Raw genomic sequence first — 22,594 nt, forward strand, 5'->3', positions numbered from 1 at the left:
GCGCAAAAGCTCCGTTTTCGAGGTCTCAGATGCAGAACGCTGCAGGTCGTGAGGTCCCCGTTTTTGTCGAGGGCTTCGGAGACATCCCACCGTTCGACGGCATGCCAATGCCCTCGCTTTGCGACCGGCTGGCTATCAAACGTCAGCCCGGTATGTCAAAAGTGGTCCCGGACGTGCGCACTGCATTAGTAGAATGCGGCGTCCGTGACGGATCAACGCTATCGTTCCATCATCACCTACGTAATGGCGATCAGGTGATGAATATGGTGCTTGCGGAGGCCGCCAGACTCGGCCTTCGGAATCTGTCAATTGCACCGAGTTCGATTTTCCCGGTACATGCGCCTCTGGTCGAACTGATCGAGCGCGGCGTCATTACCCGTATCTACACGGCGTATGCTTCAGGCCCAGTGGCAGACGCAATTGCCGCAGGCTGTCTCGAGCAACCCGCGGTTCTCCAGACGCATGGTGGACGCGCTCGAGCGATTGAAAATGGTGAACTGCAAATTGACATCGCGTTCATCGCCGCACCGACTGCCGATGACTACGGAAATATTTGCAGTGTCATAGGACCTGCGGCTTGCGGCCCGCTCGGCTACGCGGTGGCCGACGCACAGTTCGCAAAGCGTGTGGTAGCGGTTACGGAAAACCTCGTCCCCTACCCCGCGTGTCCCGTTGAAATTCCGCAAGAACAAGTCGACCTTGTCGTGTGCGTGCCCACGATAGGTGACGCGAAGCAGATCATATCGGGCACAACGACGATAACGGAGGACCCCCGCGGGCTCCACATTGCTTCCCTAGCTACTCAGGTGACGGTGGCGGCCGGGCTGCTGCGAGAAGGCTTTTCGTTCCAGACCGGAGCTGGAGGCATATCCCTTGCCGTTGCTCGCTGTTTCAAGGAGGCAATGCAGAAGAAGAGTGTCACAGGCAGCTTTGCATCAGGGGGCATAACGGGCCACATTATCGAGATGCTCGAACTCGGCCTCCTCCGGAGTCTATTCGACGTACAGTGCTTCGATTTGCGTGCAGTGCAGTCGTATCGTGACCATGCAGCTCATCAACGCATGTCCTCTTCCATGTATGCGAATCCCGAATCACGCGGCGCCGTCGTGGACAGGCTCGATGTAATGATCCTTGGCGCGTCAGAGGTCGATCTTGACTTCAACGTCAACGTCACCACCGCCAGTGATGGCCGGTTGATCGGCGGCTCTGGCGGCCACAGCGATACCGCCGCCGGAGCGAAGCTTTCAATCGTCACGACTCGACTCAATGCCGGCGCCAACGCCAAGATTACAGAGCGCGTCCGCACGCTGACTACTCCGGGTTCGACGATTGACGTGATCGTCACGGAAGCCGGAGTCGCCGTGAATCCGCGCCGCGCCGACCTCTTGGAAACTTTGGCGGGAGCGCGCATCCCAATGTTGTCCATTGCGCGCCTTCATGATCTATCTATTGAGGCAGCGGGGAAAGTGAGCACCGAAATGCCCAATGTAGAGGAGAGCAAGCGCATCGTCGCGCTACAGCAATACCGGGACGGAACAATCATTGACGTAGTTAGGGCGTCCAAACATCGTGCACCTATCAAATAGACGCGTTCTTGCTAATTCAGCTCCTCGTACTCTGCGTCTTCAAAAAAAAATGGCTGGCTACGCGCTCGTAGCCAGCCTAAGCTCTCAGACACCGTACCCCAAACTTAAGTCGCCGTGAGTTCCAACTGAGCGTCACACGTTCGGATAGTTCGGCCCGCCGCCACCTTCCGGCGTGACCCATACGATGTTCTGCGTCGGGTCCTTGATGTCGCACGTCTTGCAGTGCACGCAGTTCTGCGCGTTGATCTGCAGGCGGTCGCTGCCGTCGTCGTTCTTCATGAACTCGTACACCGCGGCCGGGCAGAAGCGCGCTTCGGGGCCCGCGTAGGTGCGCAGGTTCACGTTCACGGGCACGCTCGCGTCCTTGAGCGTCAGATGCGCGGGCTGGTTCTCCTCGTGGTTCGTGTTCGAGATGAACACCGAGGAGAGCCGGTCGAACGTGAGCTTGCCATCAGGTTTCGGATACTCGATCGGCTTGCACTGCGAGGCCGGTTTCAGCATTTCGTGGTCGCGGTGCTGGTGATGCAGCGTCCACGGCACGTTGCCGCCCAGCAGCTTCTGCTCGATGCCGACCATCAGCGTGCCCAGGTACAGGCCCTTGCTCATCCACTGCTTGAAGTTGCGCGCCTTGTACAGCTCCGTGTGGAGCCACGACTGCTTGAACGCTTTCGGATAGGCCGCGAGTTCATCGCTCTGGCGGCCGGCCTGCACGGCTTCAAATGCCGCATCTGCGGCCAGCATGCCGGTCTTGATCGCCGCGTGGCTGCCCTTGATGCGCGAGGCGTTCAAAAAGCCCGCATCGTCGCCCACGAGCGCGCCGCCCGGGAACACGAGCTTGGGCAGCGACATCAGGCCGCCTGCGGTGATCGCGCGCGCGCCGTACGACACCCGTTTGCCGCCTTCGAGGTACTTGCGGATCTCCGGGTGAGTCTTGTAGCGCTGGAATTCCTCGAACGGCGAGAGGTAGGGGTTCTGGTACGCCAGACCCACGACAAAACCCACCATCACCTGGTTGTTGTCGATGTGATACAGGAACGAGCCGCCGTAGGTGTCCGATTCGAGCGGCCAGCCGGCGGTGTGAATCACGAGGCCCGGCTGGTGCTTCGCCGGATCGATCTCCCAGAGTTCCTTGATACCGATGCCGTAGACCTGCGGGTCCGAATCCTTGCCCAGCTTGAACTTCTCGTTCAGCTGCCGGCCCAGGTGACCGCGGCAGCCTTCGCAGAACAGCGTGTATTTGGCATGCAGCTCCATGCCGAGCTGGAAGTTCTCGGTGGGCTCGCCGTCCTTGCCCACACCCATGTTGCCGGTGGCGACGCCCTTGACCGAGCCGTCGTCGTTGTAGAGCACTTCGGCAGCGGGGAAGCCCGGGAAGATCTCCACGCCCAGCGCCTCGGCCTGCTGGCCCAGCCAGCGCGTGACGTTCGCGAGGCTGATGACGTAGTTGCCGTGGTTCTTGAAGTTGTCGGGCAGCGCCCAGTTCGGCACCGATTTAGCCCCGGTTTCGGAAAGAAAAAGGAACTTGTCCTCGGTCACGGGCACGTTCAGCGGTGCGCCTTGCTCTTTCCAGTCCGGAATCAGCTCGTTCAGGGCACGCGGATCCATGACTGCGCCCGAGAGGATATGCGCCCCGATTTCCGAGCCCTTTTCCAGCACGCACACGCCGATTTCAGCGCCTTTCTCCGCGGCCAGCTGCTTCAGGCGGATCGCGGCGGACAGGCCGGCTGGGCCACCGCCGACGATCACCACGTCGTATTCCATCGACTCGCGTGGACCGTATTGCTCCAGAATGCTTGCTGTTGTCATCCAACCACCGCCACTGCCTCTCTGGCCGGCTGACTCAGCGCGGCGGCAAGCGCAAGAATCCGCTCGGCACGCAGTAGCACAGGCTTATCGACCATCTTCCCGTCCACGGTAATCGCACCCGAGTCGGCCATGCTTGCGGCCTCAGCAACTCGGGCGGCCCACGCCAGTTCCTCCGCGCTCGGGCGATAGCAGCGGTGCACCGCGTCGACCTGTTTCGGATGGATACAAAGCTTCGCGCCGAAACCCTGGTGCTTACCGTTAAGCGCGTCACGTTCGATGTGCGCGACGTCGTGAATGTCGGGGGTCACGCCGTCAACTGGCGTGTCGATTCCCGCTACTCGCGAAATCAACGCGAGCTGCGCACGATACTGATTCAGCGGCTCGCCGTCGTCCGGCATCCCCATCTCTGCGATGAAGTCCAGCGTGCCAAACATCAAGCGCTTTACATATGGCGCCTGGGCAATTTCCAAGGCATTCCACATGCCTAGAGCGCTCTCGATCAGAGGGTATACGGGCACCCGGCGGCGCGCCAGGGAGACAACCGACCTAACGTCGGTCGCCTGCTCTGCCTTGGGCAGCACGATGCCAGCGACACCGTCGAGCGCGCCAAGTTTCGCGTCCTGTTCGAACCACGGCGTAGCGCGGCCGTTGATGCGCACTAGGACTGGGTGATTGCGCGAAGCAAATTTCACGATGTTCTCGCGCGCCGCGTCCTTGGCCGCTGGCTCGACGGCATCTTCGAGGTCGATAATAACCGTGTCCGCTCCGCTGCCAAGGGCGCGTTCAAAGCGCTCCGGGCGACTTCCTGGTACGAAAAGAAACGATTGAGCCGAGAATGCCGCGCTGACCGCCTCGTGGCGAGCTTGGGACGCCGTTGGCGCCGTCTTGCGATCAGATAGCATTGACAAGCTCCGGTGCGGCTGCAAACAGATCGCCCACGAGGCCATAGTCGGCCACGCTGAAGATCGGTGCTTCTTCGTCCTTGTTGATCGCGACGATCACCTTCGAGTCCTTCATGCCGGCCAGATGCTGGATCGCACCCGAGATGCCGACTGCCACGTACAGTTGCGGCGCGACGATCTTGCCGGTCTGGCCGACCTGGTAGTCGTTCGGCACGTAGCCCGCATCGACTGCTGCGCGCGAGGCGCCGAGTGCGGCGTTGAGCTTGTCGGCGAGCGGCTCAAGAACCTTCGTGTAGTTTTCGCCACTGCCCAGACCACGCCCACCCGAGACGATGACCTTCGCGCTCGTGAGTTCCGGACGGTCGAGCTTCGTGACTTCACGGCCGACGAACTGCGTCAGGCCGCTGTCTGCTGCCGCTTCGAGCTTCTCGACCGCGGCGCTGCCGCCTTCGGCAGCAACGGGATCAAACGCCGTCGTGCGAACGGTGATGACCTTGATCGGATCGACCGATTGCACCGTCGCGATCGCATTGCCCGCGTAGATCGGACGCTCGAACGTGTCCGGCGAATCCACGGCCGTGATGTCGCTGATCTGCGCGACGTCGAGCTTCGCGGCGATACGTGGCGTGACGTTCTTGCCCGCTGCCGTTGCCGGCGCCAGGATGTGCGAGTAGTTCTTGGCGATCGCAATAACCGTCGCTTCGACGTTCTCTGCAAGACCCTGTTCGAGTTGCGGCGCGTCGGCGAGCAGCACCTTCGCCACGCCTGCGATCTTCGCGGCTGCGTCCGCTGCAGCCTGGGCGTTGTGGCCCGCGACCAGCACGTGCACGTCGCCGCCAATCTTCTGTGCTGCAGCGACGGTGTTCAGCGTCGCTGCCTTGATCGAGTGATTGTCGTGTTCAGCAATAACCAGATTCGTCATTTTCGTCTCGCTCCTTACAGCACCTTGGCTTCGGTCTTCAGCTTCTCGACCAGCGTCTTCACGTCCGGCACCTTCACGCCTGCGCTGCGCTTCGGCGGCTCGGCAACCTTCAGCGTCTTCAGACGCGGCGTGACATCGACGCCCAGGTCTTCCGGCTTGAGCGTTTCGAGGGGCTTCTTCTTCGCCTTCATGATGTTCGGCAGCGTGACGTAGCGCGGCTCGTTCAGCCGCAGGTCGGTCGTGATGACTGCGGGCAGCTTGAGCGACAGCGTTTCCGCGCCGCCGTCCACTTCGCGCGACACGGTCGCCTTGCCGTCGGCAACCACCACCTTCGAGGCGAACGTCGCTTGCGGCAAACCCGCCAAAGCGGCGAGCATCTGGCCGGTCTGGTTCGAGTCGTCGTCGATAGCCTGCTTGCCGAGGATGATCAGCTGCGGCTGTTCCTTGTCGACCAGCGCCTTCAGCAGCTTGGCGACAGCCAGCGGTTGCAGGTCTTCATTCGACTCGATGAGGATCGCGCGATCCGCGCCGATGGCCAGCGCCGTGCGCAGCGTTTCCTGCGCTTGCGTCACGCCCGCGGAAACGGCGATGACTTCCGTCACCACGCCCGCTTCCTTCAGACGCACCGCTTCTTCCACAGCGATTTCGTCGAACGGGTTCATCGACATCTTCACGTTCGCGATATCGACGCCCGTGCCATCCGACTTCACACGAACCTTCACGTTGTAATCGACTACGCGTTTGACTGGCACTAGAACCTTCAAAATCTCCTCCACACGCTATATTGGCTTTGCACGACAAGACTGGCCGATTACACGTTGTATCGCCGCTTCTAGCAAATATGGATTGATTCTGGCGGGCATAGCCTGCCCCTATGGCGGAAGGTTTAAGGGGACTAGAGACAACAAAGCCCGGAAGATCCGGGCCCCTTTTTGAGCTTGGTGAGCTCCGCGGTAACTTCCAGAAAGCGTTTGATGTCGCGCGGTTCATGGCAATGCAAAGACCAACTTTGCAACCGACGGTGAAACGCAACAGCGAACCTTCAACACAGTGAAGTTCCAAGCCGCCCTTGCGCCAGCGGAGATCACCACGGTTAACGGCAATGCGTCCGTCATCCCGGCGGATATGCATCATTGCTAGTTTCAAGAACTGTAGTCGAGCTATTCGTGGAACACGACGCTCTCGCCAATCGGTACACGCCCCACACGGTAACCGTTGATGGGATGGCGCCTGTCAGGGTAGCCGAACGAAATACCATAGAGCATCCTGAACTGCGATTCGATTTTAAGAGCATCCCTTACCGTGTCGGCATACAGACCGAGCATCGTTTGCGGAATTCCTCCAAGCCCGCGGGCGGTCAACGAGAGCAAAAACGTTTGCCCATACATGCCGAGGTCTCCAGCGACACGAACGCCATCCCCGAACTGCGGCATGAAAAGAAGTGCGACGTGCGGCGCGTCGAAGAACTCGAGATTGCGTCTCAGGTTTGCGGCTCGTCCTTCTCTGTCGTCACGAGCGATACCGAGTGCATCGTAGCGTGCTTTGGCGTGTGCATGATTGCGCTCAACATACGGCTCCGGATACTCTGCCATGTCAAAGTAGAAGTCAGGAGACGGCCGCGAGTTGTCGTGCGCATCCAGCAATGCAGTGGAGAGTTCATCCCGCTTTTCCCCTGAAACGATATGGACCTGCCAGGGCTGAGTGTTGCAGTTGGAGGGACTCCGTTGGGCATCGCTAAGAACGGACTCGATGACCTCCTTCGGAACAGGCGTATCGAAGAACTGACGAATGGATTGACGCCGACGGACCAGCGCCTCGAAACTTTCGGGGTACGTGCTCATAACAAGGAATTGAACAATCTGAGTGGTTAGAAGGCTACGAGGGAAGACTTGGTGAGCTCAGCTTGCGCGCATTTTCAGCAGAACAACTCCCAACGCAAGTGAGAGCACAGCAAGCGCGCTCGCGACGTACTCAAGAGACGTCAAACCTAACGTTTGAACCACCAAGCCTCCGATGGCCGCGCCCAAGGCAATACCGCCATTCGCGGCCGAAATATTCATCGTTCCGGCTAGTGCCTGCGCGCTTTTGCCTGCCTGCATCACCCGGACCTGTGAAACAGGGAACAGAGCCGTGAAGCAGATGCCCCAGACGGCAAGGGCGGTAACGAGCGCCGGCCGGATGGAAACGGTGGGAACAACGACTGCCATCGCTATAGCCAAGGCGAACAGCAAGACGATGGTTGCCCCTATCGCGCTGCGGTCCGCCAAGTGCCCTCCGATGTAGTTGCCGACCATCCCCACCGCGCCGAAGCCCATTAACCACCAGCCAAGCTGCTGCGAGGGAATCCCCACAACTCGTTCGAGCGTCTCGGCAAGGTATGTGTACGCGGTGAACATCGCCGTAAAGACCAGCGTCGAGAGCACGACATGGAGAAGAAATCGGCCGTCCTTGAGGATGGCTGTCTGGCGCGTGCCAGCCTCGCGTCGAGGGGATGCCGGAAGAGCCGGCATCAAAACTGCCATCAGGAGTGCCACGGCGAGCGATAGCGCCGCAAGCCCCCAGAAGCTCCCGCGCCAACCAAAGTGGTTCGCGGTGAAGGTACTCAGCGGAATTCCAAAGACAAACCCGGCGGTGATGCCTATGTACACGGTCGCTACCGCCTTGCCAGCCTTCTGCGGCCCGACCAGTTGCCCGGCACTTTCGCTCGCCGTCCCCCAAAAAACCGGTAGTACAGCGGCAGAGATAAATCTCGCAAACGCGAGAAGCCAAAAGCTGTCGGCAAGGGCCGAAAACGCGTTTGAAATCGCGAACACGATTGTGATGGCGATGAACAGCTTCTTGCGATTTACGTGGCTAAGCCAGGCTGTGAGAAACGGCCCACAGACCGTTACCGTGAGCGCATACAGGCTGACCAGTTGGCCTGCCGCCGATATCGAGATGTGCAATTCGCGCGCAAGCGAAGGGAGTAAACCGAGGGTGGAGAACTCCGTAGAGACCAGTGTGAAAGCTGCAACCGCCATCAAGGCGATAGATAGCGTCGGGCTACGTCCTGCCGTCGCCGACGCAGGCGTGCATATCGTGGGAGTTGCCATTCGATACGTCCATATCAATGAGGCACGCAGAATAGCCTAGAATGAGAGGCACATTTGCGACGCTTTTTCCGCTGATTATTGAAATAAATTCAAATCACGGATGTATTGAAGACTCAGAGAGAGGACCAGTTGATGCACGTGGCTGAGCGGTTAAAAGGGATTGATGTGTTTGTGTGCGTCGCAGAGTCGGGTTCGTTTACTGCCGCTGCAAACCGCTTGAGCCTGACCGTATCGGCAGTCAGCAAAGGTATTGCGCGACTGGAGACACGTTTGCAGGTTAGGCTTTTCGACCGGTCGACTCGCAAGCTGACGTTGACCGACGAGGGCGTTGCCTACTACGAAACCTGCACAGCGGTGCTTGCGGACCTGGAAGGCGCCGAAATCGCGCTTCACAGCGACCTGCACAAACCTCGGGGCAAGGTCCACATCGACCTCCCAGCCACCTATGGGCGGATGCATGCCCTTCCGGTCATTCTTCGGCTACTGGACGAGTTCCCACTCATTACCCCACGCATCACGCTTTCTGATAGATTTATTGACCCGGTCGTCGACGGCGTCGATATCTTCGTGCGGATTGGTGGGTCTGATGTATGGCCCGACGAAGTGGGTCATCATTTCTTGGGCAACCAGCGATTGATCTTTTGCGCATCGCCCGCCTATCTGCGAAAGCGCGGGAAGCCAACGAACGTGAAAGAACTTGAGGAACATGGCGCGATTAACTATGCACGTAGCGGCAGCGTCCTATCCCCCTTGCACCTGCCAGGTCGCCGGCCAGACCTTTCTGAAAAACGTCAAATCGCTGGCCGCATCGCTATCGGCGACTCTGAAGGCCAAGCGCTGGCTGCGGCTGCCGGATACGGAATCGCCCAACTGCCGACATGGTCTGTCCAGCGCATGCTGAAAGAAGGAAGCCTGGTCGAGGTGCTGCCCGAACTCTCGACAGATGGACTGCCGCTCAATCTGGCATGGCTGAAAGCCCGAGAGCACCTGCCGAAGGTGAGTGCGCTGCTGGACGTTCTCAAGCGCAACTTGTCCCCGGTCTGACGCGCTCCATGCCCTTCAATGCAACTCCATAGGTGCAAGGATGCGAGCGGTCAAGACCCGCTTGACCGCTCGAACGTTGTGCCAGCAGTCACCACTGGCAGTCGCCTTTACGCCTCCGGTCCATTCTTAACCCGGTGTAGCCGACGCATATCGCAACCCTGCGTGAGCCTGATTCTCATCCTGGACTGCATTGGCAACCATCTCTGCAGTTGCTGCGGAAAGCGTCCATCCGAGATGACCGTGTCCAGTGTTGTAAAACACGCCGCGAAGTTTTCCACGTCCAACACGGGGCAGCATGCTCGGTAACATCGGGCGCAGCCCTGCCCACGGAATAACGCGCGACGTCGAGATACCCGGAAAATGCTCGCGAGTCCAGCGCACCAGTGGCTCGATGCGGTCAGCACGAATGTCTCGGTTGAACCCGTTCAGCTCCGCCGTTCCGGCGACCCGGAAGCGGTCTGCGCCGAGGCGGCTTGTCACAATCTTAGCCTTGTCATCCAGCAGACTCCGCCACGGCGCATTCTCGCGGCTATGCTCGTCGTCGAGGCACACCGTAATTGAATATCCTTTCACTGGGTAGACGTTGACGTGCTCTCCCAGACTCGCAGCGAAGGCTCGGCTACCAACGCCCGCGCAAATGACCACGCTGTCAAACTCACTCACGAATCGTTCACCGTTAGATTCAGCGCGTATCTCTACTTTACCGGCCCGCCCTCCTTCAATTGCCTCGACTTTCGTGTCGAAGAAGAACTCGGCACCATGCTGCACACAAGCGTCTGCGAGGCCACGAGTGAACTTGTGAATGTCGCCCGTGGAATCCGATTTGGTGAAGAAGCCACCAAAGAATTCTCCACGCAGGGTCGGCTCAAGCGAACGGATTTCAGCCGGTGTCACCGCGCGACGCTCAAGTCCGCCATCGCGCAAGAGTTCGTTGACTTTTGCCGCCGCTTCGAACTCCGAACGAGTAGCGTAGAAATGTAGAATGCCTCGCTTCTCAAGGTCGAAATCGATACTCTCCCGCTCCGCGATTTCGAACAAATGCTTCCTTGCGGCAAGCGCAAGACGTACCGTCTCGATTGTGTTTTCCCGATAGCGCGGTATTTGCTTGAGGAACTCCGCAATCCAGCTGTATTTGTGCCAGCTAGGCCGAGGATTCATGAGGAGTGGTGCATCACGGGTCAACATCCACCGCAAGCCCTTGGCGATAGTAGCGCGGCTATTCCACACTTCGGCGTTGCTCACCGACAGTTGACCACCATTGGCGAATGACGTATCCATCGCGGCGTAGCGATGACGCTCAAACACAGTGACTTCGAAGCCGCGTTGGAGGAGAGCGTAGGCAGTCGTGACGCCGGTAATGCCGGCGCCGATAACGGCGATTTTTGACATGACATGGTCCAGAGCTAAGTTGGGCATATCCAGCCTCGGAAGGCTGGCATCTATGCCCCATCTGTCCATGTACCTGAGAGTTTCTTCCCCTCAACAGGGAATCCCCTTCGGTGTGCGCCGAACGCGCATCTCTCCAGATGTTCTGGCGTCGCGGTCCTTTTGCCTGAGAGTTTCCGGGGCGGTTGCTCCGTCGGCGCCGCCCTCATCCGAAGGACGGTCTCTCCCGCGCTGCCTATCAAGAACGGCTCTAAATTACACGGTACATATTCTGTCCGCAAGCCCATCGCAAAACTTTTATCAGAGTTTTCTCTCCGTACTACCGAACATTTTCACGAAAAAGTCGAGGAAGGACCGGAGCTTCGGCGTCATCCTCCTGTCCGGTGCAAAGAGGATGTGAAGGGGGCGGCTCGGAGCCGGGAAATCTCGCAGAACCTCCACGAGTCGCCCAGCAGCAATGTCGTCTTCGACAAGCTCCGCCGGCTGAAGGAGCAGCCCCATTCCAGCGCGCGCGGCAGCCATAAGGGCCTCGCCGCTGTCTACAGTCAGCCTGCCAGAAATAGGCACCGACATAACACCCTGATGCCCGCAGAACGTCCAGTGACTCCCCAGTTCCGGGTGCTGGAATCCCAGGCAGATGTGGAAAGCCAGGTCCTGGGGTACGTTGATGGGCGCAGCTTCAGCAAGATACGAAGGGGCGGCACAAAGCTTCATACGATACGGAGCAAGCGGACGCGCGACCAGCCCACTGTCGGTCAGTTCTCCAATGCGAAAGACCGCGTCGAAACCCTCGCTGAGGAGGTCCACGTATCGATTCGACAAGGATAGTTCGAGTGACACATCTGGATACGCTAAGAGATAGTCGGGTAGTTTTCGCGATAGCGCATAGTTGCCGAATGTCACAGGTGCACTAATCCGCAACCGGCCTTGCGGCTTTCGATGAGCCTCAGCCACTAACCCCTCGGCGGAATCGACCTCCGCGAGGATGAGCTTGACGCGGTCGTAGTAGGCCGCACCAACCTCAGTGAGACGCTGACGTCGTGTCGTTCGATTCAAGAGTCGCGCCCCGAGATGTTGCTCAAGTGTCTGCACGTGCTTGCCCACAAGCTGCGATGACATCTGGAGCGCCTCCGCAGCGGCGGAGAAAGAGCCCAGTTCTGCGGCCCTGGCGAAGACGGTCATGCTTATCAAGCGGTCCATTCCACATGCCTTGTTTCAAGTCTCAATACAAATCGATGGTTAATCTGTGCCCCTTGCTGACCCTAAGATGATTGACACCCGTACTTCACAAGGAGCGCAATATGAAAGTAGCAATCATTGGCACCGGCAACATGGGTTCAGCTCTCGCGGCGGTGCTCGCGACTGCCGGCCACAAAGTCAGCATCGCAGCACGCGAACAGGCGAGGGCCAAAGACCTCGCGGAAAGAGTGGGACACGGCGCGGTTGCCGTCGAACTCTCCAAATCGGCGAATGACGCCGAGGTCGTCATCCTCGCTGTCCCGTACGAAGCACTGGTGGAAGCTGCTCGTGCCGCCGGCAATCTCGAAGGGAAGGTTGTCATCGACATCTCGAATCCCATCACTGCTGATTACAAAGACCTCCTGATTGGCCACACGACTTCGGCCGCGGAACAACTGCAGTCTGCAATTCCTGGTGCAAAGGTCGTGAAGGCATTCAACACCGTGTTCGCACGACTCCTCGCGCCTGAGGCACGCCAAAGCAAGGCACTGCAAACCTTCATCGCTGGAGACGATACTTCGGCCAACGAACTCGTCTCTTCGCTTGCAAAGTCGGCTGGCTTCGAACCCGTCGAATCAGGTCCTCTCAGCAACAGCCGGTTCATTGAGCCCATCGGTGAGATGAACATCCATTTCGGCTACTTCCTCGGTAAAGGACCCAATGTAGCCCCCGCATGGGCCGCATACTGACGCGGTAGTCCAAAACAAACGGCCCAAGGCTAACGCGGCGCGCACCTCAGGGTGTATTGCGCCGCGCCCGCACGCATACGCTCGTACTACCGAATCTTCGTCTGCCCCCCGGCCTCATTCGGGGCGCCGACTGACGCCCCCTCCGCTTTTCGTTAAGCGCTGCAAAAGTATGTAGCGCCACATCAACCCTTTCCAGTCTCACTTCTCCCTGTGCGAGCCGCCGCGCAAACTGGCTTTCCTGCGGCTGCATAAAACACTCGTCGTAAATCTGCGCGACCAGCCTATCAGGCCTCCTGTGCCTAGCTTCGCCGCATCATCCACTCTCGACAGACGCCTGCAAACCCAGGGAAATTCCCGACACGATTGTCGGACAATCTTGTCCGAAATGTTATTGACGGCACGTTTTGGCGTGCTACATTGAACTCAACGTGTCAGCCAAATGACGCGTCGAGGTTTCTCCCAATTCATGGAGGCAGTAGTGAGAACGATTGAACTAAACGAGGCGACAATTGCGGCCAGAGTCGCACGTTTTGAAACATTGAAACCCCTCGAAATTCAGCAGGATTCCTCTATTCCGCTCGAGGCAAAGGACCTCATCTATTCACGCAAACTCATGTCGGTGATTGGGCTCGAAAGCTCCGCAAAGACGCCCATCAACGCCAATGCGCCTGTTGTCGGCGCCGGTGGAATAACCATCACCTACGCCGCGTGCCCGCCAGGAACGGGGCCGTCACTGCACGCGCATCAGAAGACCTTCGAAACCTTCACCGTGCTCCGCGGGCGATTTGAGTTCAGTCTCAACGACGATGGCTCGGAAAAGGTAATCCTCGAGCCGTTCGACGTGATTTCGGTACCGCCGAAAGTGAATCGTTGCTTCCGTTGCATCGCGGATGAGGAAGGGCTCTTGCAGGTGGTCATTTCCGGCGGCGTGCATGACCTCAACGACATTGACATGGCACCTTCAGTTGGCGAGAAGCTTGGCGCTTTTGGTGCCCAAGTCAAGGCGCGGTTCGAGGAAGTCGGCTTCACGTTCGAGGCGCACAAAGACGGAGTAGATGCGTAGTCTGCCTATTGCACGTTGTCGTCGCTCTCGAAGTAATCGAGAAAACTTACATTGAAGGCCTTGGAAATTCCCAAGGCGTCTCGCAGGATTAAGTTAACCCACAAAAGGAGCAGCAATCATGCCTTCCATGGACTTCCCCGCAGGACAAGTCGCTGTTGTGACCGGCGCAGCAGGCGGTATTGGTGCAGCGACCGCAGCACGCTATGCCGAAGCAGGTGCAGACGTTTTCCTTACGGATATCGGCGACAAGGTGCATGACATCGCCAAAGCAATCTCCTCGAAGTACCCTGAGCGCAAGGTTCACTCCTTCGTCGCCGACATCAGCGACGAGAAGTCCGTGCTCGGAATGGCCGAGGAGGTAAAGCGTGTTTTCGGTCGCGTGAACCATATTGCCGCCGTCGCCGGGATTGTTCAGAAGATTGCACCCGTCGAGCATACCGACTATGCAGAGTGGCGTCGCACGTTCGGCGTGAATATCGACGGCGCCTTCCTCGTCACCAAGTCGCTGATTCCGCTCCTTCGTTCCAGCGGTGGTGGCAGCATTGTTACCGTCTCGTCCGTATGGGGTCAATCGGGCCGCGCGAACTTTGCCGCGTACTGTGCGTCGAAGGCTGCTCATTCGGGTCTCATCCAGTCTCTCGCCCAAGAACTTGCTCCCAGCGTTCGCGTGAATGCCGTAGCTCCAGGCCACATCAAAACCGACATGCATGAGGTCGCCCTTCAGAGCATGTCCGAAGACCGCCATCAGTCGAAGGAAGACGTCCGAAAGCACGAATGGGGTGCAATTCCGCTCGGCGACGGCGGCGACCCGCGCGCAATTGCCGACACTATCGTATTCCTGAGCTCGCCGGCGAGCGCCTACATTACTGGCTCGACCATCGATGCCAATGGTGGATTGGTGTTCCGGACCTAATCGAAGCGAAACTCGTTACCCGTGAGTCCGTAAATATAATAAGGATAACTACTTAGATTTATCGGCGACGAGTAGGTGGCTGACGCTCATCTAAATGAGCGTCAGCCTCTCCTGGGTGCTCTCCACTGGCGATAGTCAAGGTATCGCGTTGGGCGACATCCAAACAAGAGTGGCAATTGCGCCACGGGAGAACCGTAATGACTGGCTTCACAGCTGAAAAATTGCCACCGCTACGTGTGACATACGAGGATGACCCTCGAGTGCGGGCTGAGCAAGCAATTGACGACTACTCGCGCCACGTTGTTCCGCTTACTGCTCGCACGCGTAAGTGGAGCCTGACGATGGCGATGTGGGCAGTTCTGAGTGCGCTGTTTTATCTGTTCATTAGCGTTGCTGTCGCACAGGCGGTCGGAAGCGCGAATGCAATTATCGGAATGGTTCTCTCGGTGGTGCTCTACGGCGTTATCAACTACGTCATCGCCGTCCAATCCGCGCGCAACGGTTTGACAGTCGGGCTAATGTCGCGGCGACTGTTCGGTGGATTTGGTTCCATCATCACATCGCTGCTCTTTGGCGTAACCGCTGTGTACTTTGCGGTATTCGAAGGTTCAATCATCGCAGTCGCACTGAAACAGTACTTCGCGCCCGCGAGCGATATCCGGTGGTGGTATCTGTTGGTGGTTCTCTACGCCTTGCCACTCGTCATTGGTGGAGTCCAGGTGTGGCTGGACAAGCTCAATGGCGTACTCCTGCCCCTCTACATTGCTGGACTGGTAATGCTCGTCGTCGCCGCCGGCACTCAGTATGGATACTCCGCGGATTTCATCAGGATTCCAGCTAGCAGCAGCTTTGCGCTACCAGGCTGGCTGTGGGCTGTCGTTGTCTACATGGGTGTCTTCGTCAACATGATGTTCACGATGGACTACGCCAGATTCGGCAAACCAGAAGACGGCAAGTTCCACGGGACCGTGACTTTCGGTTGGGTATTCTACGTCGCCCTCTTTCTGATGAATGGTCTAGTGGGCATTTATCTGATGGACACGGCTTTCCCTGGCCTGAAAGCAAGCGAGCATGGCATCGCCGATGCAGTCCTGAAGGTTGCCGGCGGTTGGGGCATGCTTTTCATCATCATCAGCCAGACACGAATCAACACAGCGAACTACTACCTCGCGTCTGTCAATCTGAGCGGTTTTGCCGCCCGTGCTTTCGGTCTGCGGTGGCCTCGAATTGTGTGGGTCGGCATTGCTGGCGTCTTGGTGTACCTGATGATGCTGACCAATGTCTTCAGCTACCTGCTCAAGGCACTTGCGTGGCAAGGCGTGGCCATTACGTCCTGGGTTGCCATCGTGCTTACTCACTTCGCAATGCACCACAGTGAACGTAACGTCCCCGAGTTCCGCCCCGGTCGTATTCGTCAGGTTCAGCCCGGAACGTGGGCATTCCTGCTCTCTACGGCCGCAGGCATCGGGCTTATCGAATTGGGAAATCCGAACAGCTGGTATGTGCAGGCCGCCCCCATCGTGATTGGGATAGTTTCTGCGGCTGCCTACGCCGTTGCTTGCAAGCTCGGCTCGTCATCCGTGCTTCGTCGAGCAACGGACCCGCGTAACGAAGTGAATGACCTCTGGGGCGCCCGCATCGAGTGTCATGTCTGCAAACGCTCCTACAGCGCGATGGAAATGGACCGTGACCCGTCAGCCGACCAGCAGCCCATTTGCGCGGGGTGTGCCGAAGGCAACCACGCCTTCCTCGCGGCCGCTCGAGAAGAAGCGCAGCAATTGGAAGGAGGACACGCCACCGGAATGCTCGCTCGCCAGAAGTAGTCGTCCGAACGTCGATAGCGCGCACGCCGGTCCGGCGAAGCGCGCCATCACATCAGAGCCCAGGAAATGAGGATGGACACAAACTCAAAAGCTTTGCTGACGACTGTGATGTTGAGACTGCGTGTTTCGAGGAGCAATCGACAGAACGTACTCGATGTTTTCGATGAGATGAAGGTCTTGGAGACCTCGATGACCGTTCATGGCGCAGTCGATACGTGGCTCGCGATGGCCGAGGACGATGAGACCATCGTGGTGTTCACGCGCTGGAAAGCGAACGGGGACTATGCGGGGTGGATTCATCATCCGCATCGCGCCGAAATTGTGAAGCGCCTTCAACCGTTCCTGCTCTCTCCGCCAATAGCCACTTTCTTCGTCTCCCCCGGTGCTGAGCGCTCATACCTCGCCGTTGCGGATTAAGCGCGACGGTTTCGGTGAGTGTCTTTCCCGAGAATCGTGCGCTCAGTGACACATGACGTCGGCGCTCTTGAATCATTAATGAAAAGCTTGTTAAAGGAAGTTGCTATGAACGCTGTACTAGAAGAAATGCGCGGCAAAACCGGGACGATGAAGGAATGGCTGCATCATCTGCATCGCCACCCCGAACTCGCCTTCCAAGAGGACCAAACCTCGGCCTACATCGCCAAGCTTGTGAAATCTTGGGGATACGAGGTCGTAGAGGGCGTAGGCAAGACCGGCATCGTCGCTTCAATGAAGGTCGGCGACGGTACGGCGTCGATTGGGATTCGTGCCGATATGGACGCCCTCCCTATTCAGGAAGGCGATAGGCTCGAATACAAGAGCGAGCACACCGGCGTCGCACACCTTTGCGGTCACGATGCACACTCGACGATGCTTCTGGGCGCCGCGGAATACCTCGCACGCACTCGAAACTTCAACGGAACGGTGCGGCTCATTTTCCAGCCTGCTGAAGAAACGATGGGCGGTGGCAACGCGATGATTGCGGACGGCCTGTTCGAGCGGTTCCCGGTTGATGCAGTTTTCGGTCTGCATAACATGCCGGGCCTTCCACGCGGAAAGCTGCACTTCCGCGATGGTGCGACTATGGCTGCTGTCGACAACTGGGAAATTGAGCTCATCGGCAAAGGCAGTCACGGGGCCATGCCAGAGCTGGGCATCGACCCGATTGTCGCTGGCTCTTCCCTGGTGATGGCCTTGCAAACAGTCGTTTCGCGCAATGTGTCGCCTTTCAACCAGGCGGTGGTGACTGTCGGCGCGTTCCTGGCGGGTAAAGCCGCAAATGTGGTCGCAGAGCGAGCCATCCTTCGTGTATCAATCCGGACGACCACCAAGGAGGACCGTCCGAAAGTACTAGGACGCGTGCGCGAGATTACAAGGGCGCAGGCCGAAGCTTTCAGCTGCAAGTACGAAATCCGTGAAGGTGCGCCAGGTGCCGTTCTGCTGAACGACCCAGAAGAGACCGCGAAGGCAGCACGCATTGCTCGCGATGCGTTCGGCGAAGAGAACGTGGTCTATCCTGGTCCAGCCATCCTCGGAAGCGAGGACTTCGCATTCATGTTGCAGCAGAAGAAAGGCACCTACTTCTTCCTCGGCAACGGTGACACGCCGATGGTCCACAATCCTGACTACGTGTTCGACACCGAGAACCTTCCTGTCGGAGCAGCGTTTTGGGTCACCCTCGTCGAGAAGTCGCTGCGGTAACGTCAAGTGCAGAGCGTTAGCAACCAACCGCGAACTTGCCGTCAAACCATTCTCCGAAGAGAAGCGATATGCCTACCTTTCATGTCTACCTTTTCGAAGGCCGCTCAATTGAAGAAAAGCGAGCATTCGTTGACGCCGTGACTCGCACGACATGCGAGTCACTCGGCGTCGAACCGAACTCTGTTAACATCGTCATTGACGAAGTGAAACGCGAGAATTGGGGGACCGCGGGCAAGTTGTGGTGCGACGCTTAGCGTCGGCACAAGCCGGAACCGCGCTCAATCAGGCGGACTCGATATGTCTCGTCGGTCCAGCAAATGCTACGTTTGCGCAGCGACTGGCGAGAGCCGCAAATCAGGGACCCTCTACGCGTCGGCCGGCAAACATGATTCAACGCTGCGCATTGGTCGTCGAGGTGAGCCCTGTTTCACTTGTTCCTTCGCGTGAACCTCGTCTCAGTGAGGAGCTAGCAAAACCTGTAAGGTGGTGACACAATAGTTGCTGCATCGCTAATGCTGCTCGAGCTAATTGATACTGCAGCCGATCGTATACGAAGACACAAAACATGGTGGAAATGCCGCTCGGTTCACCCGTTGCCTTGGCCGTCAACTTCTTGCTGGAAAAAATCCGGCAGGGAGAGTTTGCGGGCGGACACCGTCTTGTTGAAGGCGACCTCGCAGCGGAACTCGACGTCAGTCGAGGGTCAATAAGGGAAGCGCTGCGCATTCTGGCCGGCGATGGAGTTGTTGAGCTCATTCCGCACAAGGGCGCTTCAGTCAAGCGCCTGAACGAGGGTGAGCTTATCCAGATTTACGAGGCGCTGACCGGCATGCACTGGGCAGCAGTACGAATCTGTGCCAAGCGTTCCGACGAGCAAGAGATTCAGGAGTGCATCGGCGCGAGTCTCAAGCGCCTATCACAGGTACGAATGGCTGAGGACCATCTCAGCTGGTTTCTGGCGCTCGGTGAATACCATCGTGAGACGTATCGGCTCAGCGGAAATCCGATACTCAAACGCGAGCAAGACAGGATGCACAACGTCCACTTCCATCGTGAATTGACACGCTACATCAAAGTCGGCAATTGGGACAAATACTTGTCTGTCTATCAGCGCTTGACTGACGCGATTCGCACCGGTGATGTCAAGAAATCCGGAAATATCATCGCTGACCATCTCGACCATATTGTCGAATTGCTTCGTCAGACCGAAAAGCCGGCCATCTTTCGCTGACTCATCCGACAAGCGGCCGTCGCTGAGCACCCTCTGGACAAGGCGATCCTGCTGGATATCGCCGTAAAGAATTGGCCGTGCTTGCGCTGAAGAGGCCGGCCGTAACCAATATCGCGGATCATTACTGTCTCAAAGCACAGCGGGCGTGCCGGCTGGTCAAGCACGCGCGCGGTACGCTCCACCGTCGCCGCGTCAGAGGTCGCTAGATTCAACTCCGGCCTTTCCCGCAATATCTGGATTCCTTTCGCTTCATATGGGGTGAATTGGCGTCAACCGCTCTTTTGCTACTCGATGCCTGAAGATTGCCTCGGAACGGCTAGCACGGCGGCGGCGGCTGCGAGGCCGGTTCCGGCAAACGCGTAGAAATTCCATGGCAGCGGCGCGTCCGCCTGTGCCAGCGCGCCGCCGATCAACGGTCCGGCGATCGCACCGAAGCGCCCTATTCCTAATGCCCAGCCAATACCCGTCGCACGGATGCGGGGCGGATAGTAGCGAGTGATATACGCGCCAAGCAGCATCGTATTCCCGATCGTGCCCACGCCAGCGATGCCTACGAGCACGTACGTTTGCACCGAGCCGTGGGCGAATGGCAAGGCGCACAGGCTGGCTGCCGCAAGCAGATAGAGCACGCTGACCACGGACTTCGAGCCCAGTCGGTCCGCCACTGCGCCGCCGAGGAGCGAGCCCAACGCCGCGGTTGAATTGAGCGTGACCAGTAGCGCGAGGCTCGATCCGAGAGGGAAACCCGCCTTGCGCATGAGTTGCGGCAACCAGGTGCTCAACCCGTAGAGCAGGAGCAAGCCCATGAACATCGCGATCCAGAACGCCAATGTCGCGCGCACGTTGGACGCGTTAAAGAGCGCGCGAATCGGCGCGGCTTTCTGCGTGCCACTGACGTCTGCGTGCGTACCCCGGGCCTGAAGATCACTCTCCAGCGCCGAATGTCGAATGCCGAGCGCTCGCGCAACGGAACGCGCCTCGCCCATGCGGCTCCTCGCCAATAGAAAGTCGAGCGACTCCGGTAGATGGCGCGCCGTGAGCAGCACGAGGATGAGCGGCGCAGCGCCCACGCCGAACAGCAGTCGCCAGCCGTGCGTGGGCAGCCAGTTCATCGCGAGCAGCGCGACAAGAATGCCCCCCATCGAATATCCCGTGTATATCAGCGCGTAGTTGAAGGAACGACGCCCGGGCGGCGAGTATTCGACCGTGAGCGCCGCTGCGGTCGGCACGACACCGCCCAGTCCCAGCCCGCCGACGATCCGCGCGACGACGAACCAGGCTGGCGTGGGCGCAAGCGCGGCGGCCGCCATCATCGTGGAAAAGAGGGCTGCGCTGCCGAGCAGCATGCGGCGCCGGCCGATCATGTCGCTGAGCGTACCCGCGCCCATCGCGCCGATCATCATCCCGGCCAGCGAACAGCTCGCGATGGCGCCCAACTGCAGCGCCGACAACGACCAGTCGGTGCCATGTGTGAGCATGGGCAGCACGGCCCCGTAGATGGCGACGTCATAGCCTTCTGCGAGAATCATCGCAAGACAGATCGCGACGACCCGCATCGTCACGCGAGTGGGTATCGAAACGGTCGCAGTGTCGAAGCGATGCCCCACCTCGCTTTGCGCGTGATCCGGCGTGACTTCAGCGCGACTCGTTGACGGCGTACTCATGGCGGCGTGCTCCCCCTTTTTATTCTTCAGTGGTTCCGGCGATCAAATCGCCATGCACAGGTACTTGATGACGAGGTAGTCATCGATACCGTAATGCGACCCTTCCCTGCCGAGACCCGACTGCTTCACGCCGCCAAACGGCGCGACTTCGTTGGAGATCAATCCGGTATTGATGCCCACCATGCCGTATTCGAGTTGCTCGGCCACGCGCCAGATGCGGCCGATATCGCGGCTGTAGAAGTAGGCGGCGAGTCCAAACTCGGTGTCGTTGGCGAGTTTCACCACTTCTTCGTCGCTCGAAAAGCGGAACAGCGGCGCGAGCGGGCCGAACGTTTCTTCTCTCGCCACATCCATCTGCGCGGTGACGCCCGTCAGCACCGTGGGCTCGAAAAAGCCGTGGCCGAGGGCATGGCGCTTGCCGCCCGTGGCGAGCGTTGCGCCTTTACCCACCGCATCGGCGATATGCGCTTCGACCTTCTTGACCGCCGCCTCGTTGATGAGCGGCCCGAGCGTGACGCCACCCTCCGTGCCGTGCCCGACCTTCAGGCCCTTCACGGCGTCGGCCAGCTTGGCAGCGAACGCGTCATACACCCGCTCGTGCACATAAAAGCGATTCGTGCAGACGCACGTTTGCCCGTTGTTCCGGTATTTAGAGGCGATGGCGCCTTCCACCGCGGCGTCGAGATCGGCGTCGTCGAACACGATGAAGGGTGCGTTGCCGCCGAGTTCGAGCGTCACCTTCTTGACCGTCGGCGCGCTTTGCGCCATCAGCAATCGCCCCACCCCGGTCGAACCCGTGAACGAGAGCTTGCGAACCACAGGACTGCTTGTCATTGCGCCGCCGATCGCCTTCGGGTCGCCGGTGACGATGTTGAGTACGCCCTTGGGCACGCCGGCCCGCTCCGCAAGCACCGCGAGCGCGAGTGCGGAGAACGGCGTGGCTTCTGCGGGCTTTACTACGATCGGGCAGCCCGCCGCGAGTGCCGGGCCCACCTTGCGGGTGATCATGGCCGTGGGGAAATTCCACGGCGTGATGGCGGCGCAAACGCCGATCGGCTCCTTGATGACGACGAGCCGCTTGTCAGAAGCCGGCGTGGCGAGCGTATCGCCCGCAACGCGTTTGCCTTCCTCGGCGAACCATTCGATGAACGATGCGCCGTAAATAATCTCGCCTTTCGCTTCCGCGAGCGGCTTGCCTTGTTCTGCGGTGAGGATCAGCGCGAGGTCGTCGGCATGCTCGATCATGAGTTCGTACCAGCGGCGCATGACCAGCGCACGTTCCCTGGCCGTGCGGGCTCGCCATGCAGGCCAAGCGGCATTGGCCGCCGCGATGGCGCGCGTCGTCTCGGCCTCTCCGATCAAAGGGACGCTGCCGAGCCTGTTGCCCGTTGCCGGGTCGAACACGTCGAAACTCGCGCCCGAGTCAGCTGAGCACCATCGCCCATCGATATAGGCTTGATCGCGCAAGAGCGCCGCGTCCTTCAACAGGGTCTTCAATTCCACGTTACTTTCCTTCGATGCAAAAAGATTCGATTCAATTTCAAACGTTCAGTA

General features: G+C 59.0%; 20 protein-coding genes and 1 riboswitch. Of the genes, 10 read left to right on the forward strand and 10 right to left on the reverse strand.

All coding sequences use genetic code 11. The annotated features are described in order from the left end of the window. Nucleotides 1-29: 29 nt before the first annotated feature. The gene (gene citF / locus L0U83_RS30880; protein WP_233887997.1) at nucleotides 30-1,586 is read left to right on the forward strand and encodes a citrate lyase subunit alpha; all 1,557 of its coding nucleotides are present in this window, start codon (nucleotides 30-32) and stop codon (nucleotides 1,584-1,586) included. Nucleotides 1,587-1,718: 132 nt separating this feature from the next. Here the strand turns inward: citF and L0U83_RS30885 are convergent, their stop codons facing one another. The 6 genes from L0U83_RS30885 to L0U83_RS30910 form a co-directional block, all read right to left on the reverse strand. Next, nucleotides 1,719-3,392 (reverse strand): electron transfer flavoprotein-ubiquinone oxidoreductase, encoded by a 1,674-nt coding sequence (locus tag L0U83_RS30885; RefSeq protein WP_233887998.1) that lies wholly within the window; start codon nucleotides 3,390-3,392, stop codon nucleotides 1,719-1,721. After that, entirely contained in the window at nucleotides 3,389-4,294 is a 906-nt protein-coding gene (locus tag L0U83_RS30890) for an HpcH/HpaI aldolase/citrate lyase family protein (protein ID WP_233887999.1), read from the reverse strand. Before L0U83_RS30890 ends, L0U83_RS30885 begins: the two co-directional genes overlap by 4 nt. Next, nucleotides 4,284-5,216, reverse strand: coding sequence for an electron transfer flavoprotein subunit alpha/FixB family protein (locus L0U83_RS30895; protein WP_233888000.1), 933 nt, complete (start codon nucleotides 5,214-5,216; stop codon nucleotides 4,284-4,286). Before L0U83_RS30895 ends, L0U83_RS30890 begins: the two co-directional genes overlap by 11 nt. Nucleotides 5,217-5,230: 14 nt before the next feature. Then, the gene (locus L0U83_RS30900; RefSeq protein WP_233888001.1) at nucleotides 5,231-5,980 is read right to left on the reverse strand and encodes an electron transfer flavoprotein subunit beta/FixA family protein; all 750 of its coding nucleotides are present in this window, start codon (nucleotides 5,978-5,980) and stop codon (nucleotides 5,231-5,233) included. A 396-nt stretch (nucleotides 5,981-6,376) separates the two neighbouring features. Then, entirely contained in the window at nucleotides 6,377-7,057 is a 681-nt protein-coding gene (locus tag L0U83_RS30905) for a nitroreductase (RefSeq protein WP_233888002.1), read from the reverse strand. Between the two features lie 57 nt (nucleotides 7,058-7,114). Further along, nucleotides 7,115-8,308, reverse strand: a complete 1,194-nt coding sequence (locus L0U83_RS30910) for an MFS transporter (protein WP_233888003.1) — start codon at nucleotides 8,306-8,308, stop codon at nucleotides 7,115-7,117. A gap of 132 nt (nucleotides 8,309-8,440) precedes the next feature. On the opposite strand from L0U83_RS30910, the gene L0U83_RS30915 reads away from it, so the two are divergent. Continuing rightward, on the forward strand, nucleotides 8,441-9,352 hold the full coding sequence (locus tag L0U83_RS30915) for a LysR family transcriptional regulator (RefSeq protein ID WP_233888004.1): 912 nt from the start codon (nucleotides 8,441-8,443) through the stop codon (nucleotides 9,350-9,352). Between the two features lie 126 nt (nucleotides 9,353-9,478). Here the strand turns inward: L0U83_RS30915 and L0U83_RS30920 are convergent, their stop codons facing one another. Both L0U83_RS30920 and L0U83_RS30925 read right to left on the reverse strand, forming a co-directional pair. Continuing rightward, entirely contained in the window at nucleotides 9,479-10,741 is a 1,263-nt protein-coding gene (locus tag L0U83_RS30920) for a D-amino acid dehydrogenase (RefSeq protein ID WP_233888005.1), read from the reverse strand. A 141-nt stretch (nucleotides 10,742-10,882) separates the two neighbouring features. After that, nucleotides 10,883-10,977, reverse strand: a riboswitch (glycine riboswitch). Nucleotides 10,978-11,038: 61 nt separating this feature from the next. Further along, on the reverse strand, nucleotides 11,039-11,938 hold the full coding sequence (locus tag L0U83_RS30925; protein WP_233888006.1) for a LysR family transcriptional regulator: 900 nt from the start codon (nucleotides 11,936-11,938) through the stop codon (nucleotides 11,039-11,041). A 101-nt stretch (nucleotides 11,939-12,039) separates the two neighbouring features. On the opposite strand from L0U83_RS30925, the gene L0U83_RS30930 reads away from it, so the two are divergent. The 8 genes from L0U83_RS30930 (at nucleotide 12,040) to L0U83_RS30965 (ending at nucleotide 19,376) form a co-directional block, all read left to right on the forward strand. After that, entirely contained in the window at nucleotides 12,040-12,666 is a 627-nt protein-coding gene (locus L0U83_RS30930) for an NADPH-dependent F420 reductase (RefSeq protein ID WP_233888007.1), read from the forward strand. A gap of 478 nt (nucleotides 12,667-13,144) precedes the next feature. Continuing rightward, nucleotides 13,145-13,729, forward strand: a complete 585-nt coding sequence (locus L0U83_RS30935) for a cupin domain-containing protein (RefSeq protein WP_233888008.1) — start codon at nucleotides 13,145-13,147, stop codon at nucleotides 13,727-13,729. A gap of 118 nt (nucleotides 13,730-13,847) precedes the next feature. Further along, the gene (locus L0U83_RS30940) at nucleotides 13,848-14,642 is read left to right on the forward strand and encodes an SDR family NAD(P)-dependent oxidoreductase (RefSeq protein WP_233888009.1); all 795 of its coding nucleotides are present in this window, start codon (nucleotides 13,848-13,850) and stop codon (nucleotides 14,640-14,642) included. Nucleotides 14,643-14,839: 197 nt separating this feature from the next. After that, nucleotides 14,840-16,465, forward strand: coding sequence for a purine-cytosine permease family protein (locus L0U83_RS30945; RefSeq protein WP_233888010.1), 1,626 nt, complete (start codon nucleotides 14,840-14,842; stop codon nucleotides 16,463-16,465). A 72-nt stretch (nucleotides 16,466-16,537) separates the two neighbouring features. Further along, complete coding sequence (locus tag L0U83_RS30950) at nucleotides 16,538-16,882, forward strand: hypothetical protein (RefSeq protein WP_233888011.1); 345 nt, start codon at nucleotides 16,538-16,540, stop codon at nucleotides 16,880-16,882. A gap of 105 nt (nucleotides 16,883-16,987) precedes the next feature. After that, a complete protein-coding gene (locus L0U83_RS30955) occupies nucleotides 16,988-18,145 on the forward strand; it encodes a M20 aminoacylase family protein (protein WP_233888012.1) in 1,158 nt (385 codons plus the stop codon). Nucleotides 18,146-18,213: 68 nt separating this feature from the next. Further along, complete coding sequence (locus tag L0U83_RS30960) at nucleotides 18,214-18,399, forward strand: 4-oxalocrotonate tautomerase (RefSeq protein WP_233888013.1); 186 nt, start codon at nucleotides 18,214-18,216, stop codon at nucleotides 18,397-18,399. Nucleotides 18,400-18,710: 311 nt separating this feature from the next. Then, entirely contained in the window at nucleotides 18,711-19,376 is a 666-nt protein-coding gene (locus L0U83_RS30965; RefSeq protein ID WP_233888014.1) for a GntR family transcriptional regulator, read from the forward strand. Nucleotides 19,377-19,660: 284 nt separating this feature from the next. Here L0U83_RS30965 and L0U83_RS30975 read toward each other — a convergent pair whose 3' ends face one another. After that, entirely contained in the window at nucleotides 19,661-21,040 is a 1,380-nt protein-coding gene (locus tag L0U83_RS30975) for an MFS transporter (RefSeq protein ID WP_233888015.1), read from the reverse strand. A gap of 42 nt (nucleotides 21,041-21,082) precedes the next feature. Continuing rightward, on the reverse strand, nucleotides 21,083-22,543 hold the full coding sequence (locus tag L0U83_RS30980; protein ID WP_233888016.1) for an NAD-dependent succinate-semialdehyde dehydrogenase: 1,461 nt from the start codon (nucleotides 22,541-22,543) through the stop codon (nucleotides 21,083-21,085). Between the last annotated feature and the right edge of the window lie 51 nt (nucleotides 22,544-22,594).

The sequence above is a fragment of the Paraburkholderia flagellata genome, from assembly GCF_021390645.1.
Lineage (GTDB): Bacteria > Pseudomonadota > Gammaproteobacteria > Burkholderiales > Burkholderiaceae > Paraburkholderia > Paraburkholderia flagellata.

Bases quoted from the DNA above. Each gene is read 5' to 3' on its own strand.
- L0U83_RS30915 (WP_233888004.1), top strand. From the start codon at position 8,441: ATGCACGTGGCTGAGCGGTTAAAAGGGATTGATGTGTTTGTGTGCGTC.
- L0U83_RS30945 (WP_233888010.1), top strand. From the start codon at position 14,840: ATGACTGGCTTCACAGCTGAAAAATTGCCACCGCTACGTGTGACATAC.
- L0U83_RS30920 (WP_233888005.1), bottom strand. From the start codon at position 10,741: ATGTCAAAAATCGCCGTTATCGGCGCCGGCATTACCGGCGTCACGACT.
- L0U83_RS30905 (WP_233888002.1), bottom strand. From the start codon at position 7,057: ATGAGCACGTACCCCGAAAGTTTCGAGGCGCTGGTCCGTCGGCGTCAA.
- L0U83_RS30885 (WP_233887998.1), bottom strand. From the start codon at position 3,392: ATGACAACAGCAAGCATTCTGGAGCAATACGGTCCACGCGAGTCGATG.
- L0U83_RS30895 (WP_233888000.1), bottom strand. From the start codon at position 5,216: ATGACGAATCTGGTTATTGCTGAACACGACAATCACTCGATCAAGGCA.
- L0U83_RS30965 (WP_233888014.1), top strand. From the start codon at position 18,711: ATGGTGGAAATGCCGCTCGGTTCACCCGTTGCCTTGGCCGTCAACTTC.
- L0U83_RS30955 (WP_233888012.1), top strand. From the start codon at position 16,988: ATGAACGCTGTACTAGAAGAAATGCGCGGCAAAACCGGGACGATGAAG.
- L0U83_RS30940 (WP_233888009.1), top strand. From the start codon at position 13,848: ATGCCTTCCATGGACTTCCCCGCAGGACAAGTCGCTGTTGTGACCGGC.
- L0U83_RS30910 (WP_233888003.1), bottom strand. From the start codon at position 8,308: ATGGCAACTCCCACGATATGCACGCCTGCGTCGGCGACGGCAGGACGT.
- L0U83_RS30950 (WP_233888011.1), top strand. From the start codon at position 16,538: ATGGACACAAACTCAAAAGCTTTGCTGACGACTGTGATGTTGAGACTG.
- L0U83_RS30960 (WP_233888013.1), top strand. From the start codon at position 18,214: ATGCCTACCTTTCATGTCTACCTTTTCGAAGGCCGCTCAATTGAAGAA.
- L0U83_RS30925 (WP_233888006.1), bottom strand. From the start codon at position 11,938: ATGGACCGCTTGATAAGCATGACCGTCTTCGCCAGGGCCGCAGAACTG.
- L0U83_RS30930 (WP_233888007.1), top strand. From the start codon at position 12,040: ATGAAAGTAGCAATCATTGGCACCGGCAACATGGGTTCAGCTCTCGCG.
- L0U83_RS30975 (WP_233888015.1), bottom strand. From the start codon at position 21,040: ATGAGTACGCCGTCAACGAGTCGCGCTGAAGTCACGCCGGATCACGCG.
- L0U83_RS30890 (WP_233887999.1), bottom strand. From the start codon at position 4,294: ATGCTATCTGATCGCAAGACGGCGCCAACGGCGTCCCAAGCTCGCCAC.
- citF (WP_233887997.1), top strand. From the start codon at position 30: ATGCAGAACGCTGCAGGTCGTGAGGTCCCCGTTTTTGTCGAGGGCTTC.